We start from the raw sequence: 15,218 nt of genomic DNA on the forward strand, positions 1-15,218 counted from the left end.
TGCAGAAAAGACGAATGAATAACGTCTGGAGGTTTTCTTGAGTATTATACAAGCTGCCACTGAAAAAATGCGATCGCTCCCACCAGAGAAGCAACAAGAGGTCTTAAATTTTATTGAGTTTCTGCAAAGTCAAATAGCACAACAAAACACAAACATTGAACAAATTGAGCCTATTTCATTTTTGGCAGCAGCTCAACAATTTGCTGGTTGTGTCGATGGTGGCCCCGGTGATTTAGCGACGAACAAACAATATGTAACTTGTTACTTTTGCCCCATTTGGTGAGCTTCTGCATAGATTCGCAGTGCTGCTGCCATTCTCTTTTCATAATCTTCACCCTGAGACGGTTCGCATCGACTATCACTTTGTATGTCTCCTCCTAACGTTAAAACACTCCTCAAATTTCTGAAATAACTTGCCTGACTCTACAAAACCAATTTCTTGTGTCCAACTCTCAATGCAAAACAGAAACCCCTGAAGATCATGTTCTACAAGTGTCAGTGCTTTCTCGAACTGAGAGCGCGAAACATCAATATGAGAGGCACTACTCGCTGGTTCTATCCCACCATCTGACCAAATACGAACAACATCACCTAACCCCTCAACCCACGGACTTGGATCGTGTCCTAACCAGGGTGACTGACCTGTTTTCAGAAAATCTATCCATTCTCGCCACGTTTCGAGTCCGCAACAACAGCTTGGGGAAATAGTATCCTGCCCGGTGCAGACTACTTGGATCCCACCCGGTAGCACCAAACTTTTCGCTTTGAGGATTTGTTTTAGGACTACTTGTTTATCGCTTGAAAGTTCTATTTGGTTGTACTGAGCTAATTGTGCAAAAACCAATCCGATTTCTGGGTAGGTCATTTCTCCCCATAAACGGATCAATGAAAAGGGTCTAACCTCTGGAACTTCCCAAGGACAAAGAAACTCACCTTCATAGTAAGGCGCTTCTATGACGGCTTGCATCTGGATAAACGTACTCATGTTCAGTAAAAAAGTAGAGTGTTGTTGCGATCGCTTTTGCTAGATAAACAACTATACGATGTTATGTTGTGTCACAACCCCAGCCATGTACGCAGAGATCGTTGTACTTGCTCAATGTCGGAGTCAGTCAACTTACCTATAATCGCAACGACCAAACTCTGCTGTACTGTGTATAAACCCCGTTTTACTGCTGTCTCAACATTTAATCCGGCTCCTGACCAATCTGACAGCACGAATTCACCAACAAGTAAGGATGTAGTTTTGCTGGTTAGCGGTACAATAAAGACATCTTGAGAAACATGCGGCGCACTCACAACAACTGCCGGTCTAACTTTTGAGCCAGATAAATCTGAAAAAGGATACCGAACCAAGATGATGTCATTTTTGGAGTAGCTGGGCATAAACATCATCCTCTGTGTTGTCCCAAATTGTGTTGAGTGACACCTGACTTGTCTGAAGCCAGAAGTCAGCCTGCTCATCGGGGAGAAGTGTCACTAAAACCCTGGTACCTTCAGGAAGTTCCTCTGAGTCAAGTAATTCAATTTTTCCTTGACGAACAGTAGCCCACAGAGTTTTCAACATATTACATAATGACAACAACAGTTTTAATTCTATATCATTACCATATCTCATACTGCATAAAAATTCTGTGTAAGGCGCGTGGATGCCTTCCTCTGAGTAATAGGAAAAGCGCGATCGCTTTCACTCGACAATAAACTAGGCGATGTCTGCGACGGGCTACTTCTTGTGCATTAAACTGTCCAATTCTCAATTAACAATCCGGGTACTTTACTGAAATCCCGATGATTGCGCGTTAATAAAACTAATTTACGAGAAAGCGCGATCGCAGTAAAAGAAGTAGACTGTTGTTGCGATCGCTCTCACTCGACAAGAAACTAGGCGATGTCTGCGACGGGCTACTTCTTGTGCATTAAACTGTTACTACCTCTATTAACAATCCGGGTACTTTACTGAAATCCGGATGATTGCGCGTTAATAAAACTAATTTATGAGATAGTGCGATCGCCCCAACTCGACAACACGCCACTGCATATTTATACTGGGTGAAGTTAGAAGTTAAGCGATCGCGCTTGAGCATAAATAAGTCTGTCTAACTTAAATACACTTTAACGGCTAAGTTTACCCGGTGCGATCGCCACTTACTTTATTTACCAATTCGTCAAGAAATTCCAATCTTTCTCGCTTTCGGCTTTATCTTCTTTTTCTAATTGATCTTCTTTCTCTAATTGATCGTCTGTCTCTGACTGGTTAATTTCTAATTTCTTTAGGTTAGGCTGGCTTTTCACCGCTTCGTACTCACCGGAATTAACCCATTTCAATAGTTCAGCTGCGCGGAGAATGATCCAGGAACTATTCGATTCGCTAAAACTAAGCAGTTTCATGAGTTTATCTGGATTATCCAACTCCTTGCTTGTAAATTCCTCTACCTGATTGAGAAATTCTGAAATCACCACTGGTGTCAAATGTTCGTTTGGGAGTCCCCCCAGTTTCATCAATGTAGTTATAGCTATATTTACATCCTGACAAGCCAGTAACCCCGCTCGATCCGAGGTAAACCTTGCCATCATCAACCAATTCCAGAATGCAACTTCCATCCCACTGGCTGCCAAGCCACCCAAGCCTAATGTGGCAGAATTGATTAAGCCTTTTATAGTTGGCATCACTAACGCCATTTGATGATAAAGCATGTGCTGGCTCTTGATGTGAGCAATTTCATGCCCCATGACATATACTAGTTCCTCTGGTGAGAGCCATTCGTATGTTTCTAAATTGATGTTGACAATCGGACTTTCCACCCCAATTGTGATAGTGCGGATATGTCCCGTACCGCGAAACAGATACAGTTCCGGTAAAGGTGCGTCCAAAACGCGGCAAGCTTCTACCAACGATAAATGCAACACCGGAAAGTTCTTGGATGTGACTCGAAAATCAGCACCTAAGCATCGAAGTCTAAGCAAGCGATCGATGCCATACTCGTTGACTTTTTTCATCAGCAAAGACACTCCGGGCATTTTCTCCAAAGATGCCAGCGCTTTGCGATCGAAAGGATGTTCGTAAACGTCTGACTTTAATCCAGTTAGTACTTTTCTTGTCATAGAATTTGCGCGCATTTGTAACTGTCTTTGGAGCCAATCAAAACTAAGTATAAAGTGCTTTCGCGTGAATGCGATCGCCCTAACTGAATTAATCAATATTAGAAAACGAAGGATTTTTTTATTTCTCCTGCTTTCACAAATGTAAACTAAATATAGCGATCGCCTGTTACTAAATTTAAAATAACTTCATTTTATACACGCATTTGACCTACAAAGTGTGTACCCGTAGGGAACTTATATCTTGCACCTGTAAGCATAAACAATGAACCAAATGAGAGCAAATAAGAGTGAGGCAATGCAAATGGCTTATAGTGACTTTACGTTGACTAAGTTTAAAAAAGATTTCAATTTAGCTATTCATTTGTTGTAGTTGTTTGATTTTTTCTATCAACAGACGAACTTGAACAGGTTTGTTACGAAACCAGTCTGTTGACCAGATGCGGTGAATTTTCCAACCTAGCCTTTCAAGCACCTGTTGTCTGAGGCGATCGCGATCTCTGGCAGTAGGTGAACTATGGTAAGATGCACCATCGCACTCAATCCCCAGTAAAAACTCACCAGGGCGATTATTATTGACTACACCAAGGTCAATGCGGTATCCTGAACATCCAACTTGGGTGCGAATAGTGTATCCCTGCTGGACTAAAGCATGATAAACATCTTCTTCAAATGGCGAGTCAAATTTAAGTGCATCTGTATAAGAGTTGCCTTGCAGTCTTTCTCCACCACTCGCTGCGTATTCTAAGTAATCATGTAGTAATTTTACACCTTTGCTTTCGGCGCGCGTTTTGTCGATGTCACCAGCCACAATGGAAGAAACGAGTGTAATTTTGCTTTTTGCCCGTGTGACAGCTACATTGAGCCGTCGTTCTCCACCTTGCTTATTCAGGGGACCAAAGTTGAGATAAAGCTTGCCTTGATCATCACGAGCATAGCCAACACTGAGTATGATAGCATCTCGCTCATCACCCTGAACGTTTTCCAAGGCTTTGAGAAAAAACTGCGGTGAGTTATCCCTGCAAAGCGTTTCTAGATCGGAATATTCTTTCCCCAAAATCTCAATTTGTTCCCGAATCGCGTCTGCTTGGGCTTCGCTAAAGGCAATAATACCAAGAGATTGTTCGGGAAACCGTTGAAAATGCTCCAATGCCAACTGAGCAACCACTTGAGCTTCGCGTCGATTATCTTTGCGTTTACCGCGATCGTAAACGCCATCAGGAACATACTTAAACCATACTCCCAAATCTGGGTTTTGAACTGGGTTTGGAAATGTAACTAACTGAGAGTCATAAAAATGATGGTTGGAGAAAGCAATTAAACCCTCATCCTGACTGCGATAATGCCATTTTAGCGTGCGTCCAAACATAAAATTTGAACATTCATCCAAAACGCTTTCATAGCTTGCATCATCTTGATTATCGATATCTTCTTGACTGTCTCCGGTTGCAAAGAATGATGTGGGGGGAAGCTGTTTATTATCCCCAATTACAATAACTTGATTAGAACGGATAATCGCAGGAACAACATCTTCTGTGCGAAGCTGGGATGCTTCATCAAAAATGAGAACATCAAAATGAACTACATTTGGATTTATATATTGAGTAACCGAAAGTGGACTCATCATCCAGCAAGGCTTTAAAGCTTTGACGAGATTTGGTATTCCCTTTTGTGTGTCGTTGAGGAGTTTACGGATGGGTAAATGTCGGCTTTTCTTATTCGCTTCTCTTTTCAAATTTGGTATTTCAGCTAGAGCAAGTGAAGTCTTTTCCCAGTTTTGCCAGCGTTGCACATGAAGCTGTTTTAGACGTTCTCTCGCAGCATCTAGTTGATTATAATCGAGTTTAGCAAACTCTTTGATTTGCCGTTCGTGTACTTCAAAGTTAAAATTCTTCAACTCAGGTTTTCTGACAAGAATAGCATCAAGGCATATTTGATAAATTCGCTTTTCTAGAACTGAAAACCATTGCTCTGGTTGAATTTGATTATCACGTAAAGCATCTAAAAACTTATTATTACCCAGATTTTCGAGTTTATGGTAAGTTTCTTTATAGGTCAACCATTCTTGGAAGTAAGTCAGTTCCGATTGAGCCAAGCTTAAGAAGCTTTCTAGTTCGACAAAAGTAATTTGATTACGAGGTAGGTAAGAATTTGTGATGTCACTTTCATCAAAGTGCGATAAAAGGAAATCTAATCCTTGCCTAATACTGTCATGGGTTGACTCATATTTTTTAACTAATTCAGCCAGTTCGCGTCGTTTAGAAGGAGAATTTATTACGCGCTGGACGGAATCAGCAGAAAGCGAATATTTTTGTAAGCCAATCAACCAATTTAAAGCTTGTTCAATTTCTTTTAACTCTGCTTCACTAGAAAATTCTGGGTTAAATAAAGATCCAAAAACCTGACGAGGTTGGTAGTCAATATGACGTAGCCTATTTCGCACAGACTCAATAGGATTAGGTTTGTTATCATGCAAAGCATCTAAGAAATCTTGGACTCCTAAACTTTCTAGTTGCCTATAGATTTCTTTATATGTCAACCATTTGCGGAAGTCGGGTAAATCGGATTGAGCTTGGTCTAAAAAAGTTGCCAGTTCAGTAAATGAAATTTCATTCCGAGGCAGATATTGCCCAATAATATCATTTTCATTAAAGTATGAAAATAAGAAATTTATCCCCTCATTAATATCTTCAAGAAGGGATTCAAGTTTTTTAACTAGTTCTGCCAGTTCACGTCGTTTAGAGGGAGAATTTATAACACGCTGGACTGACTCAGCAGGAAGTGAATACTTTTGTAAGTCAGTCAACCAACTTAAAGCTTGTTCAATTACTTTTAATTCTCCCTCATTAGAAACTTCCGGGTTAAATAAAGATCCAAAAACCTGACGGTAATTGCTTTGATATAGCTCGTTTCGTCTAGCTTGTACTTCAACAGCTTGTGCCAAATCACGTTTTAATTCGTTGTGGGAAACCTGCCCCTTTTTAATGCTTAGTTTCTTCAAAAGCTTGATATCGCGTCTGTATCTGCGATTAAAAATCCTAATCAACCAAAAGCGACTATATTTCTGATATCTATTAGCTAAAGCAGGTAATTCTGAAGAGAATAATTCCGGATAGTATTTTTGTTTTAAAACTGGCTCATTTTCTTCGATAAATTTCACATTGCGTTTCAACTTACTGAAAGCATCCTGAACCGTTGAAATATCCAATTCATGCCAATTATCCGGTAAATTATCTGGAGCTTTCAATATATGTTTAAAAGCGGGAAAGCAAGCTTCTAGATTTTCCAAATTCAATAAGGGTTGAATCTTCTGAATTTGTTGGCTAGCTGTCTGAATCGAAGAAATTGATTGTTTAAATTTATTGATTTTATCCTTTATTTCTAGTTCTAACGACTCAGAGCAAGAGTTTAAAGTACTTTGCGCCCAAATAGTTGTTTTTTCTCCTCTTAAAAATGGTAGAAATGAAGAAAGCCGACCCAGCAAATTTTCAGCTTCTTGCGAAAGCTTATTTTTTTCAATCTCTTGAACGTCTGTTTGCAGAATAGTGAAAGCATCCTGAGCAATTGATACATCTACTCCAGTCCAGTTTTCTGGCAGATTTAATGGAGCTTTTCGTATGTAGTCTATGGCTGGATAACACTTATCTAGTGACTCTAAATTCAACAAAAATTGAACTTGTAGAATCCCCTGTAATTCGTGATTAATCTTTTGGACTAAAACAATGGCTTGCTGAAATTGCTCTATTTTATCGGTAATTTGCAATTCCATCTCATAAGAATAAGAATCTAGGGAACTTTTTGCCCAAATAGTTATTTTCTCTCCCTTAAAAAAAGGCAGAAATTGCGCTAATTGATTTAATAAATCTTTTGCTTGTTGTAATCTACTACCATTCCATTGGCTGAAGTTTGAAAATATGACATTAATGTTAGGAACTGCTTCGCGTTCCTTTTTTAAAAGCTCACCAAATATCTCAAACGGGGATTTATCTAAAGGTTCTTCTTTTGCATGTAAACTTGTCAAATATAATTTTAGCGATTGACGAGTAGAAACAAGCTGCTTAAAGAAAGCATGATTATTTTCTGCGCTGTATATTTGTTTAATATATTCAATAGTTTTCGATAAATTCTTGACAAGCTCCCGTTTATCTGTTGTTCCACTATGATGGAGATTAAGACACACATGGTCTAAAGCACATTCAGCCATGCGCTGATAAACTACACTCAGTGCTGTCTCTTTTTCTGCAACTAATAAAACTGATTTGCCATCACCAACCAGTTCTGCAATCATATTAACAATAGTTTGACTTTTGCCCGTTCCTGGTGGACCTTGAACCACAAAGCTAGAACCAGATTTTGCAGCTTCAATTACGACTTGTTGGCTGGAGTCAGCATCAAGAATTTGAAATATTCGCTCAGGTTTAACTTGTGAATCTAGATCAGATGCAGGTACGGGTTCTCTATAATTAGACTGATAATTAGTTAAATCACCACTAATTGCTTGTAAAATTGGGTGATTAAAAATTAGAGCTTCATTTTCAATAATGTCCCGAACCATTGCAGCCTTGGCATAAGAAAATAGCGAGAGAAACACATTCTCTTTAATTTGCCATGTCTTTTGTTCTGCTAATAGCTTCCTAATTTCACCAAGAATTTCGTCATAAGTTAGTGTTTGTATAGCTTCTCCCTCTGGAAGCTCAATCCCAAAAGTTTGCTTTAACTTTTGTGTCAGCGTTGGATTTAATACAACATCTTCATCTAAGACAGATATTTTATAAACATCTCGTCTAGGTTCTTTAATTAACTCTACAGGTACTAAAATTAGTGGTGATACTAAAACATCGTCTGGCTTATTCTTGTCCTTGTCATACCAAGTCAACGTTCCCAGCGCTAGAAATAAACTGTTTACCCCTCGTTCTTCAAATGAGCGTCGTGCTTCCAGACGCAATTTATTCAGTCGTTTCAGTTGCTCACTGCCTCTTTGACGAGTAATTAATTCCAGAGGATTTTTTTCTGGTGGTAATGCTTTAGTTTTTTTCAACTGAGTAATATCTTCATCTTCGCTATCAATTATGAGAAAATGAAGCGATTTCTTCTCTTCTGTCAGATTTTTGAAGAGAACATCTGGTTCCTCTGTCAGAATTTCTAATATTCGAGGACTATCTTGCCGAAACTTGATGAGAGGATTTCGTCGTCCTAAGTCAGCCAGCCCAGCTTTCCACTTTTCAATTTTTTGAGCAAGGTTTTGTTGAGAGTCTGAAGCTGACTGTCGCATACTCGCTTTTCTCGCAAATAAGGCTACTGTTTAAGATTATACTAACCTTTTATTGTGTGAGCAATTGCCTGCAATCTGCTGTATGTTTAGTTTCGTAGTTTTCAATTTCCATCACCGATGACTTTTACAGCACCCGATCGCTTTAATCGAATACACGTAGAGACGTAGCAGTGCTACGTCTCTAAGGGGGTTTTAGGTTTTATATATGTACTTCATTTACCTGAAATCTGCTGTACGTGATGTTCCCTAATATACTTGAGGGACAAAGAACTGCTCATTGCGGGGAGCGCGAACATAATCCTCTGCCACCGGTCTAGACGAAAGCTCTAAGGGAGGAGGTGTCATATCTTCGTAAGGAACTTTGCTCAATAAATGATGAATGCAGTTGAGCCGCGCACGTTTTTTATCATCTGCTTCAATTGTAAACCAGGGGGCTTCTGGAATATTTGTGTAAGCAAACATGGTATCTTTTGCTTTGGAATATTCTACCCAGCGATCGCGTGATTCCAAATCCATTGGGCTGAGTTTCCAGCGTCTTGCGGGATCGTGACTGCGAGAAAGAAAGCGTTTCTCTTGTTCTTCATCGCTGACCGAAAACCAGTACTTTATTAAAACAATGCCCGATCGCACTAACATTCGTTCAAATTCAGGGCAAGATTGCATAAATTCTTCATATTCTGCTTCAGTACAAAAACCCATCACCCGTTCAACTCCAGCTCGATTGTACCAACTGCGATCGAAAAGGACAATTTCGCCTGCTGTGGGAAGATGTTGCACGTAACGCTGAAAATACCACTGAGTTTTCTCGCGATCGGAGGGAGTTCCCAAGGCAACTACACGACAGCCACGAGGATTAAGTGGCTCGGCAATGCGTTTAATTACTCCTCCTTTGCCGGCAGCATCACGCCCTTCAAATATAATAACAACCCGATAGCCGACATGCTTAATCCAGTATTGCATTTTGACTAGCTCAATCTGGAGTTGCTTTAGTTCAGTTTCAAAAGTCTTTTTGGGAATTTTCTTGGCAAAAGCTTCTGTGCTACCATCAAAAATCCGTTTTGATTTTTTAGATTTTTTCTTGTCTTTTGCCTTCACTAGTTTTTCTATTAACTCTGTAGCGGGTTGAGCTAGATCATTATTTGGCTGGTTTTCAACTTCATTAATTGACATCGTAGTGACTCCATGCCATTGAATCGGCATAATTAGAGTTTATCTATAAAGTATAGCTTAGATAAGCATTTTTTCTCTTTCCCTTCTGCTTTTATTTATCTTACTTTCTATTAGTGAGAGTTGGAAATTAAAATAGTATTAGCTGTCACCGCTTTGCCTAATTTCTCGTTCAATAATCTCTTTGATAAATTCAGGTATTTCTTTGTTTAATCTTACTGCTTGTTGTTTTAATCTTTCATAAATTTCAATATTCTCCCCTTGCCACATAAGGTCTATCCTCCTAACTTGTTGCATCGCAACATGGGTGTAACTTTCTGGATACACCCAGTAACATGATAAGCAAATAGATTTGTCTTTTATACTTTTCCAATTTTCACAATGCTCACATGACCAAGATTTTGCCCGATTAGCTGAACTACAAAGTAACATAAAGCTTTCAGCCAATAGCTCTGGCTCTCCGTCAATTTCAAAAGGAACGCGGTGATCGATTTGTAATTCGCGCTTATCAACTTTCTCCAAGTAGATGAAACACTTACAGCCATATCTCTTGATCAATTCATCCTTCAACTGCTTAGATAAACCTGTTCTACCAGATAGGCTAGAAAATCTAGCCTTACTGATATCTCCAAATTTATAAGCAGCTATTCTCCTTCCATCAGTTCCTGTAACGCGGAGTGTTTCTAGAGGAATTCCATGTTCTCTAACATCTCTAGCCGCTCTGGGAGGATGATTGTAGCCATATCTTTCTTTCAACTCCTCCGTTGTTACAAAACCATATTGTAAAATATGATCAAAAACAGCTTTTGGTCTTTTAGCGGTTACTGACTGACAAAGTTGTACGAAATCATCAGGGAAGTCAGGGTGCTGTTGAGAACTGTCCATGCTGTTCCTGCATAGTAATCTGTTTATGTTCCTTGCTAATATAGCTCTCCAAATCTAAATTGCGATCGCGCGATAAACTTGATGATAAATACAAAGACTCTACTGTAATTTCTTGTCTACCTAATAATGTTGCTTGAGACGATCGCCCAACTTCGATTTCAATTTTTTCTAGTCCTAATTCTTCAGGTAATTCCTTACCAAAGGTTTTATTTCCTCGTTTGCCATCATAACTAATCGCAAACATGATTCCCTTGCGATTCAATTCTTTGATAGCTATGACGAAATCATCAAAATTAATTCCAGAATAATATCTTGAATCTCTATTGCCGCATACACCTTGATATGGGGGGTCTATATAGACAAAATCACTATTTCTAACTTCAGCTAGAACATCTTTATAATCCAAGTATGTAAATATACACTTCCCTTTAAGAATCCTAGAAACTCCTTCTATATTTTTCCTCATCTTCTCAGGTTGGGTTCCCTTTCGCCTTTTATCAGGGCTTTGATTAAAGAACCCTTCAGAGTTATATCGTACAGCACCTTTTACACATCGAGCCAACAAGTATAGAAAAAGCTTTGGGTTGTTGGTTTTATTGAATCTTTCTCTGGTTTGATAAAAGTGTTCTACAGAATCATCATGCTGCTCATTCCATATATCGGTATAAGCATCTGCTATTTCATCTGGTTTTTCTACAATCATCTCCAGTAGCTCAACTAGAGGTTTATTTAGATCATTAATCCAAAATTTTTGTGAAATTTCTTTATAAGAAACAGCGATACTAATTGCGGCTGTTCCTGATAATGGCTCTACCAGCCTCTCCAATCTGTTAGGTAAAAATCTGAGAATGTCTGAAGCTAGATTTCTCTTACTGCCTTGATATTGAATTGGATGTGGGAGACTAGTCATCTCAAATAAAGAACAAATTATCTAGATAACTCTACCACGAGAATGAGAAATAATCTGGTAACAAAGGTTTTAGTCTAGAAGCAGTTTCCCATGACTGTGTGTTGTATCGGTTGTAGATTCTACAGACTCACCATTTAAATCATCATTGCTGGCACAATGATGACACTCATCAATCATGATGATATTGGGTTTAACTCCTTTGGGTAAATATTCCTTTGAATTGCTGAACAATTGTCTGCACAATTGCCAAAATTGCTCCTACATTATCCAAGTAATATCTTTTGCGATCAAGCAAAGCCACTTTTTGAGAAAGTTGAAGAAACTGCCAGACTTCTCCTGTTGTCACACATCCATACACACCTATTTCTGCTTGGTTAGATGAACGATTGAATAGATCCGCCGCCACCATTTGTGCGATACACTGTCCTAACCCAGCTTCAACATCATTTTTCTTCGCTTCCACAACACTAAGAATTGGCGATCGCAGGGGTAATACAGATGGAGCTATTGCTAAAATAAAATCACATTCACCAATTAAGCCTTGTGCAGCATCAACGTCAAGTCTTTGTCCTGAGAAAATAGCCAAACTGTCTTGGCTAAGATCGCGGCAGGCAAGTAAAATCGGTACAATTATAAACTCGCTCCGAGCCTTTTCACTAATCAGAGATAACTGGGTTCGCTTTCCGAGAGTTTCATTTAACCAAGAAGGTATAGAAAGAGGTGTAAGCTTGGGAAACAGATCAGCTTCTTGGGTGGTGATTCCCAGAACAGCCGAAACCTTTTCTAAAGTGAAGTCGCTGTACGCCATAGTTTTGCAGTGTTTTTAGTGTATGACGTTTTTGATAAAAGGAAATTGATTCTATTTTACTCCTGTATGCCCGTTGTAGACATCATTACTATGGATTCATCCGAATTAAGTCTGTTAAAATACTATCCAAACTGCCGTTAACTTGAATCCGATCAATCTTCTCTGCAATCCGCTCTAATACTTCGAGTTCCTTTAAACGCAATGCAACGGGATTATCTTCCATCACTTTAGCAGTGTTTAGCATACTGCGGGTAGCAGCAGTTTCTTCTCTACGTCTGACTACGTTTGCTTGAGCGGTTTTTTCTGCTTCGACTACTTTGCTCAAAATAGCCTTAATCTCACCAGGTAAAATAATATCTTTGACACCTACAGAATCTACTTCAATTCCATAGTCTGCGGCTTTCTGGCGAATATATTCAGATATACTTCTATCAATTGCACCTTTATCTTCTAATAAAGTATCTAAGTTGCGTTCACCGACTGCACCACGCAAAGCAAACTGTAATTCTTTGTATAAGAAGCCAGAAATGTCTGATAACCCGTTTTTTGCCCTCAATGGGTCTTGGATGCGGAAACCTGCGGTCAAATTCAACCGCAGAGGTACTTTATCTTTAGAGAGGATGTCTTGACCAGATACTTCCATATTTTGTAGTCGCAGGTCAATGGTTTCGGTTTGAAAAGAGCGTCCAAATAACCACCAAGCGTGTACTCCTGGCGATCGCTCTCCTTGAAACTCTTGATTAATGTATACTAATCCAACATGCTGTGCGGGCACTTGGCAAATATGCAAACAGTTGCGACTGAGCAATTTAACTTCTGGTGAACCCTCAACCAACTCAGCCACTAAAGTAGACTGTAACTGAGCATCAGCGCTGATGTCAATAATTTCCACTTCAACACCCTGCCAAAACAACTTGCGGCTTGTGGGTGGCAAAATAGAAATAACTTTACCTCTATATCGCACAATTGCAACTTGCGAAGTCAGTAATTGCACTGTCTCACAGTAGGCAGCAATAAAATCAGGATGTTTTTCAACGAGTACATCTTCCTGGGGAAAGTTTGGGTTAGGGATAATTCGGCTGAGAGTTTGGACTGTAACATCTCTATCTACCGACCAAAAAGCATACTCTCCTGGTTCTAGAGGTCGCACAAAATTATTTTGCAGATATAGTAAACCAATCTCATATTCGGAGATTTGGAACTTCTTCAGTCCATTCAAGGCAACTGAGCGCAATTGCGGCACAAAGGAACTAGGCAATTCTAAGCTTTCTTCCAAGTTGAAGAGATGACATTCTACCTCAATAAAACCACGCCAAAAAGCTCGCAATTGATTTGGTGCAACGCTTACCCAATTTTGACCGTAGCGGACTAACGCAGTTTGGTTGAATGTGGTTCTGATAATCAATAAATGTTCTTGCAGTTCAGCTTCGTGACTTCGCAACAACAATTCTAGGTTTTCAATTTCAGCTTCCGGTTCATTGAGATCATGAATTTTAACTTGCCAATGCCGACCAAAATATGTATACGTACCAGGCTGCAAAATTTTCTTAAAGTCACTGCGGTGATATAAGATACCGATTTCGTTAGGTTTAATATAAAATGTTTGCCACATAGTAATTTGCATAAATAATTTGCGTGATATTTTAGATATAGGCGATCGCGATCGCAACCAACTAAGAAGATTTGATAAAGACATTTATAACCTTACTTGAATTCAAATACCACCTGCGATTTAAATCGCTATCTCACAGCTTAAGTATTGGAGTTTGCAACCTTGTAAAAAAGGCTAAAGGATTGGTTTAAGCTATTTGTAATACTATATACTACATTTTTTTTTACTCTGCAAGTGCAAGTGTTTACAGTTCAGATGTGGGCAAAAGCTTCTCTAAAGCTGGATTAAGATTGCTGTTACTTTTCAAAAGACTGCTTGATAGCAATCTAGAAAAAAAGAACCGCGCTCAAATATGCCGTTCGCTTTGCTAATCTAGAATCCCGAAGTAAAACTAGATGTAGAAAACAAAGGGACATACTCAAATTAGAGAGAAATGCAGTTGCGCTTACTCCTTGACTGTGACTACCGAACATCACCCTTACGAATGATGACCGACAGCAGAACACTTGCACCGCAGAGTTTGGAAAATGACGGACTTGAACCGTTTTGGGATTTCTCCCGTACCATATTGGCTACCTTTGCAGAGTAGTGTCTTTTGACCCGGACAGGGTTGGGTGAAAGTATAGGAATTGAACCTACAACACATCGATTATGAGTCGATTGCTCTTCCAATTGAGCTAACTTCCTGGGTGATTGATACAGGAGTTGAACCTGTGACGCATCGATTATGAGTCGATCGCTCTACCAACTGAGCTAATCAAACGATATAGTTTAAAGTACTTGGCGGTATACGCTCATACCAGAGGTTGGCGCACCAGTTAGGTATATAGAACCTAAACTATAGCTTTGTAACTTTGTTACTATCCCGCTCTAAATTTAACACAGGAAAGCTGAATAGCACTAATTAAAAGCAGAAACGCTAGCATTTATTTATACTGGTTTTTAACTAAATATCGTCTGACTTAAGTCGCAACATATCACGCATAAAAATCACCAGTCTTGGATAAGTTTGATAAAATTCCTTTTTGTTGTTGAACTGGTGACTTTCATAAAAAACATTGTTACCAGTTGATATTTCAAGGATATCCATTTCACAAGCTCCTGACTCCCAAACCGTTACTCTACCGAGATGTAATGAGCTCTCAAAGTCAAGACGCATAGCTGAATTATCACTAGGTTCACAGTAGGTCAGCGTGTATTCCAGCCGATAAGCAGCAAAACGTGATCTTAATCCTGATTGAAATCGGTCAAAACCTCGTTCTAAAATTAGCTGTGTTAGTGGATTTAGACTCATTCCTTATATTAAAAGCAGGAGTATTATTAATTCGACCCAACTCTGCAAAAAACAATTAAGTAGTTGTGCAAAATTAAATATATATTTGTCATTGCGAATGGAGCGTTCGCGTTGGCAAAGCCTCTCGCAGAGAAGCGTCCCGAAGGGAAGCGGAATGTTCGCGCAGCGTCT

At 39.3% G+C, this 15,218-nt stretch carries 13 protein-coding genes and 2 tRNA genes; 1 reads left to right on the top strand and 14 read right to left on the bottom strand.

The window, feature by feature from the left end; genetic code table 11:
* Positions 1-37 precede the first annotated feature (37 nt).
* A complete protein-coding gene (locus tag TOL9009_RS0131570; protein WP_029637403.1) occupies positions 38-283 on the top strand; it encodes a DUF2281 domain-containing protein in 246 nt (81 codons plus the stop codon).
* A 75-nt stretch (positions 284-358) separates the two neighbouring features.
* Here TOL9009_RS0131570 and TOL9009_RS41135 read toward each other — a convergent pair whose 3' ends face one another.
* From TOL9009_RS41135 to TOL9009_RS0131635, 14 genes are all read right to left on the bottom strand, one after another.
* The gene (locus tag TOL9009_RS41135) at positions 359-985 is read right to left on the bottom strand and encodes a hypothetical protein (protein ID WP_144238425.1); all 627 of its coding nucleotides are present in this window, start codon (positions 983-985) and stop codon (positions 359-361) included.
* Positions 986-1,056: 71 nt separating this feature from the next.
* Complete coding sequence (locus TOL9009_RS0131580; protein WP_029637404.1) at positions 1,057-1,386, bottom strand: type II toxin-antitoxin system PemK/MazF family toxin; 330 nt, start codon at positions 1,384-1,386, stop codon at positions 1,057-1,059.
* Positions 1,364-1,618, bottom strand: a complete 255-nt coding sequence (locus tag TOL9009_RS0131585; RefSeq protein WP_242055108.1) for a hypothetical protein — start codon at positions 1,616-1,618, stop codon at positions 1,364-1,366. Before TOL9009_RS0131585 ends, TOL9009_RS0131580 begins: the two co-directional genes overlap by 23 nt.
* Positions 1,619-1,916: 298 nt before the next feature.
* Positions 1,917-2,084, bottom strand: a complete 168-nt coding sequence (locus TOL9009_RS46455; RefSeq protein ID WP_186227789.1) for a PIN domain-containing protein — start codon at positions 2,082-2,084, stop codon at positions 1,917-1,919.
* Between the two features lie 70 nt (positions 2,085-2,154).
* The gene (locus tag TOL9009_RS0131590) at positions 2,155-3,102 is read right to left on the bottom strand and encodes a M48 family metallopeptidase (protein ID WP_029637406.1); all 948 of its coding nucleotides are present in this window, start codon (positions 3,100-3,102) and stop codon (positions 2,155-2,157) included.
* A 349-nt stretch (positions 3,103-3,451) separates the two neighbouring features.
* Positions 3,452-8,371: a DUF4011 domain-containing protein gene (locus TOL9009_RS0131595; RefSeq protein ID WP_029637407.1), complete on the bottom strand. Its 4,920-nt coding sequence runs from the start codon at positions 8,369-8,371 to the stop codon at positions 3,452-3,454.
* Positions 8,372-8,617: 246 nt separating this feature from the next.
* Positions 8,618-9,571 carry a polyphosphate kinase 2 gene (ppk2, locus tag TOL9009_RS0131600; RefSeq protein ID WP_242055106.1) on the bottom strand — a complete coding sequence of 318 codons (954 nt, stop codon included), beginning with the start codon at positions 9,569-9,571 and terminating at the stop codon, positions 8,618-8,620.
* Between the two features lie 108 nt (positions 9,572-9,679).
* A complete protein-coding gene (locus TOL9009_RS0131605; RefSeq protein WP_029637409.1) occupies positions 9,680-10,423 on the bottom strand; it encodes a hypothetical protein in 744 nt (247 codons plus the stop codon).
* Complete coding sequence (locus TOL9009_RS0131610; protein WP_029637410.1) at positions 10,398-11,333, bottom strand: DNA adenine methylase; 936 nt, start codon at positions 11,331-11,333, stop codon at positions 10,398-10,400. The genes TOL9009_RS0131605 and TOL9009_RS0131610 overlap by 26 nt, the downstream gene beginning before the upstream one ends.
* 190 nt (positions 11,334-11,523) lie before the next feature.
* A complete protein-coding gene (locus tag TOL9009_RS41140) occupies positions 11,524-12,141 on the bottom strand; it encodes a hypothetical protein (protein WP_038298135.1) in 618 nt (205 codons plus the stop codon).
* An 88-nt stretch (positions 12,142-12,229) separates the two neighbouring features.
* Positions 12,230-13,753, bottom strand: coding sequence for a slipin family protein (locus TOL9009_RS0131620; RefSeq protein WP_029637411.1), 1,524 nt, complete (start codon positions 13,751-13,753; stop codon positions 12,230-12,232).
* Between the two features lie 611 nt (positions 13,754-14,364).
* Positions 14,365-14,440 (bottom strand) — tRNA-Met (locus TOL9009_RS0131625).
* Between the two features lie 3 nt (positions 14,441-14,443).
* Positions 14,444-14,516, bottom strand: a tRNA-Met gene (locus TOL9009_RS0131630).
* Positions 14,517-14,699: 183 nt separating this feature from the next.
* Entirely contained in the window at positions 14,700-15,047 is a 348-nt protein-coding gene (locus tag TOL9009_RS0131635; RefSeq protein WP_029637412.1) for an immunity protein TriTu family protein, read from the bottom strand.
* Positions 15,048-15,218: the final 171 nt, after the last annotated feature.

The organism is [Scytonema hofmanni] UTEX 2349 (genome assembly GCF_000582685.1).
GTDB classification, from domain to species: Bacteria; Cyanobacteriota; Cyanobacteriia; order Cyanobacteriales; family Nostocaceae; genus Hassallia; species Hassallia hofmanni.

What these genes read in the sequence shown, in the direction of transcription:
- TOL9009_RS41135 (WP_144238425.1), bottom strand. Translation starts at nt 985, where the DNA reads ATGAGTACGTTTATCCAGATGCAAGCCGTCATAGAAGCGCCTTACTAT.
- TOL9009_RS0131580 (WP_029637404.1), bottom strand. Translation starts at nt 1,386, where the DNA reads ATGCCCAGCTACTCCAAAAATGACATCATCTTGGTTCGGTATCCTTTT.
- TOL9009_RS0131585 (WP_242055108.1), bottom strand. Translation starts at nt 1,618, where the DNA reads ATGAGATATGGTAATGATATAGAATTAAAACTGTTGTTGTCATTATGT.
- TOL9009_RS46455 (WP_186227789.1), bottom strand. Translation starts at nt 2,084, where the DNA reads ATGCTCAAGCGCGATCGCTTAACTTCTAACTTCACCCAGTATAAATAT.
- TOL9009_RS0131590 (WP_029637406.1), bottom strand. Translation starts at nt 3,102, where the DNA reads ATGACAAGAAAAGTACTAACTGGATTAAAGTCAGACGTTTACGAACAT.
- TOL9009_RS0131595 (WP_029637407.1), bottom strand. Translation starts at nt 8,371, where the DNA reads ATGCGACAGTCAGCTTCAGACTCTCAACAAAACCTTGCTCAAAAAATT.
- ppk2 (WP_242055106.1), bottom strand. Translation starts at nt 9,571, where the DNA reads ATGCCGATTCAATGGCATGGAGTCACTACGATGTCAATTAATGAAGTT.
- TOL9009_RS0131605 (WP_029637409.1), bottom strand. Translation starts at nt 10,423, where the DNA reads ATGGACAGTTCTCAACAGCACCCTGACTTCCCTGATGATTTCGTACAA.
- TOL9009_RS0131610 (WP_029637410.1), bottom strand. Translation starts at nt 11,333, where the DNA reads ATGACTAGTCTCCCACATCCAATTCAATATCAAGGCAGTAAGAGAAAT.
- TOL9009_RS41140 (WP_038298135.1), bottom strand. Translation starts at nt 12,141, where the DNA reads ATGGCGTACAGCGACTTCACTTTAGAAAAGGTTTCGGCTGTTCTGGGA.
- TOL9009_RS0131620 (WP_029637411.1), bottom strand. Translation starts at nt 13,753, where the DNA reads ATGTGGCAAACATTTTATATTAAACCTAACGAAATCGGTATCTTATAT.
- TOL9009_RS0131635 (WP_029637412.1), bottom strand. Translation starts at nt 15,047, where the DNA reads ATGAGTCTAAATCCACTAACACAGCTAATTTTAGAACGAGGTTTTGAC.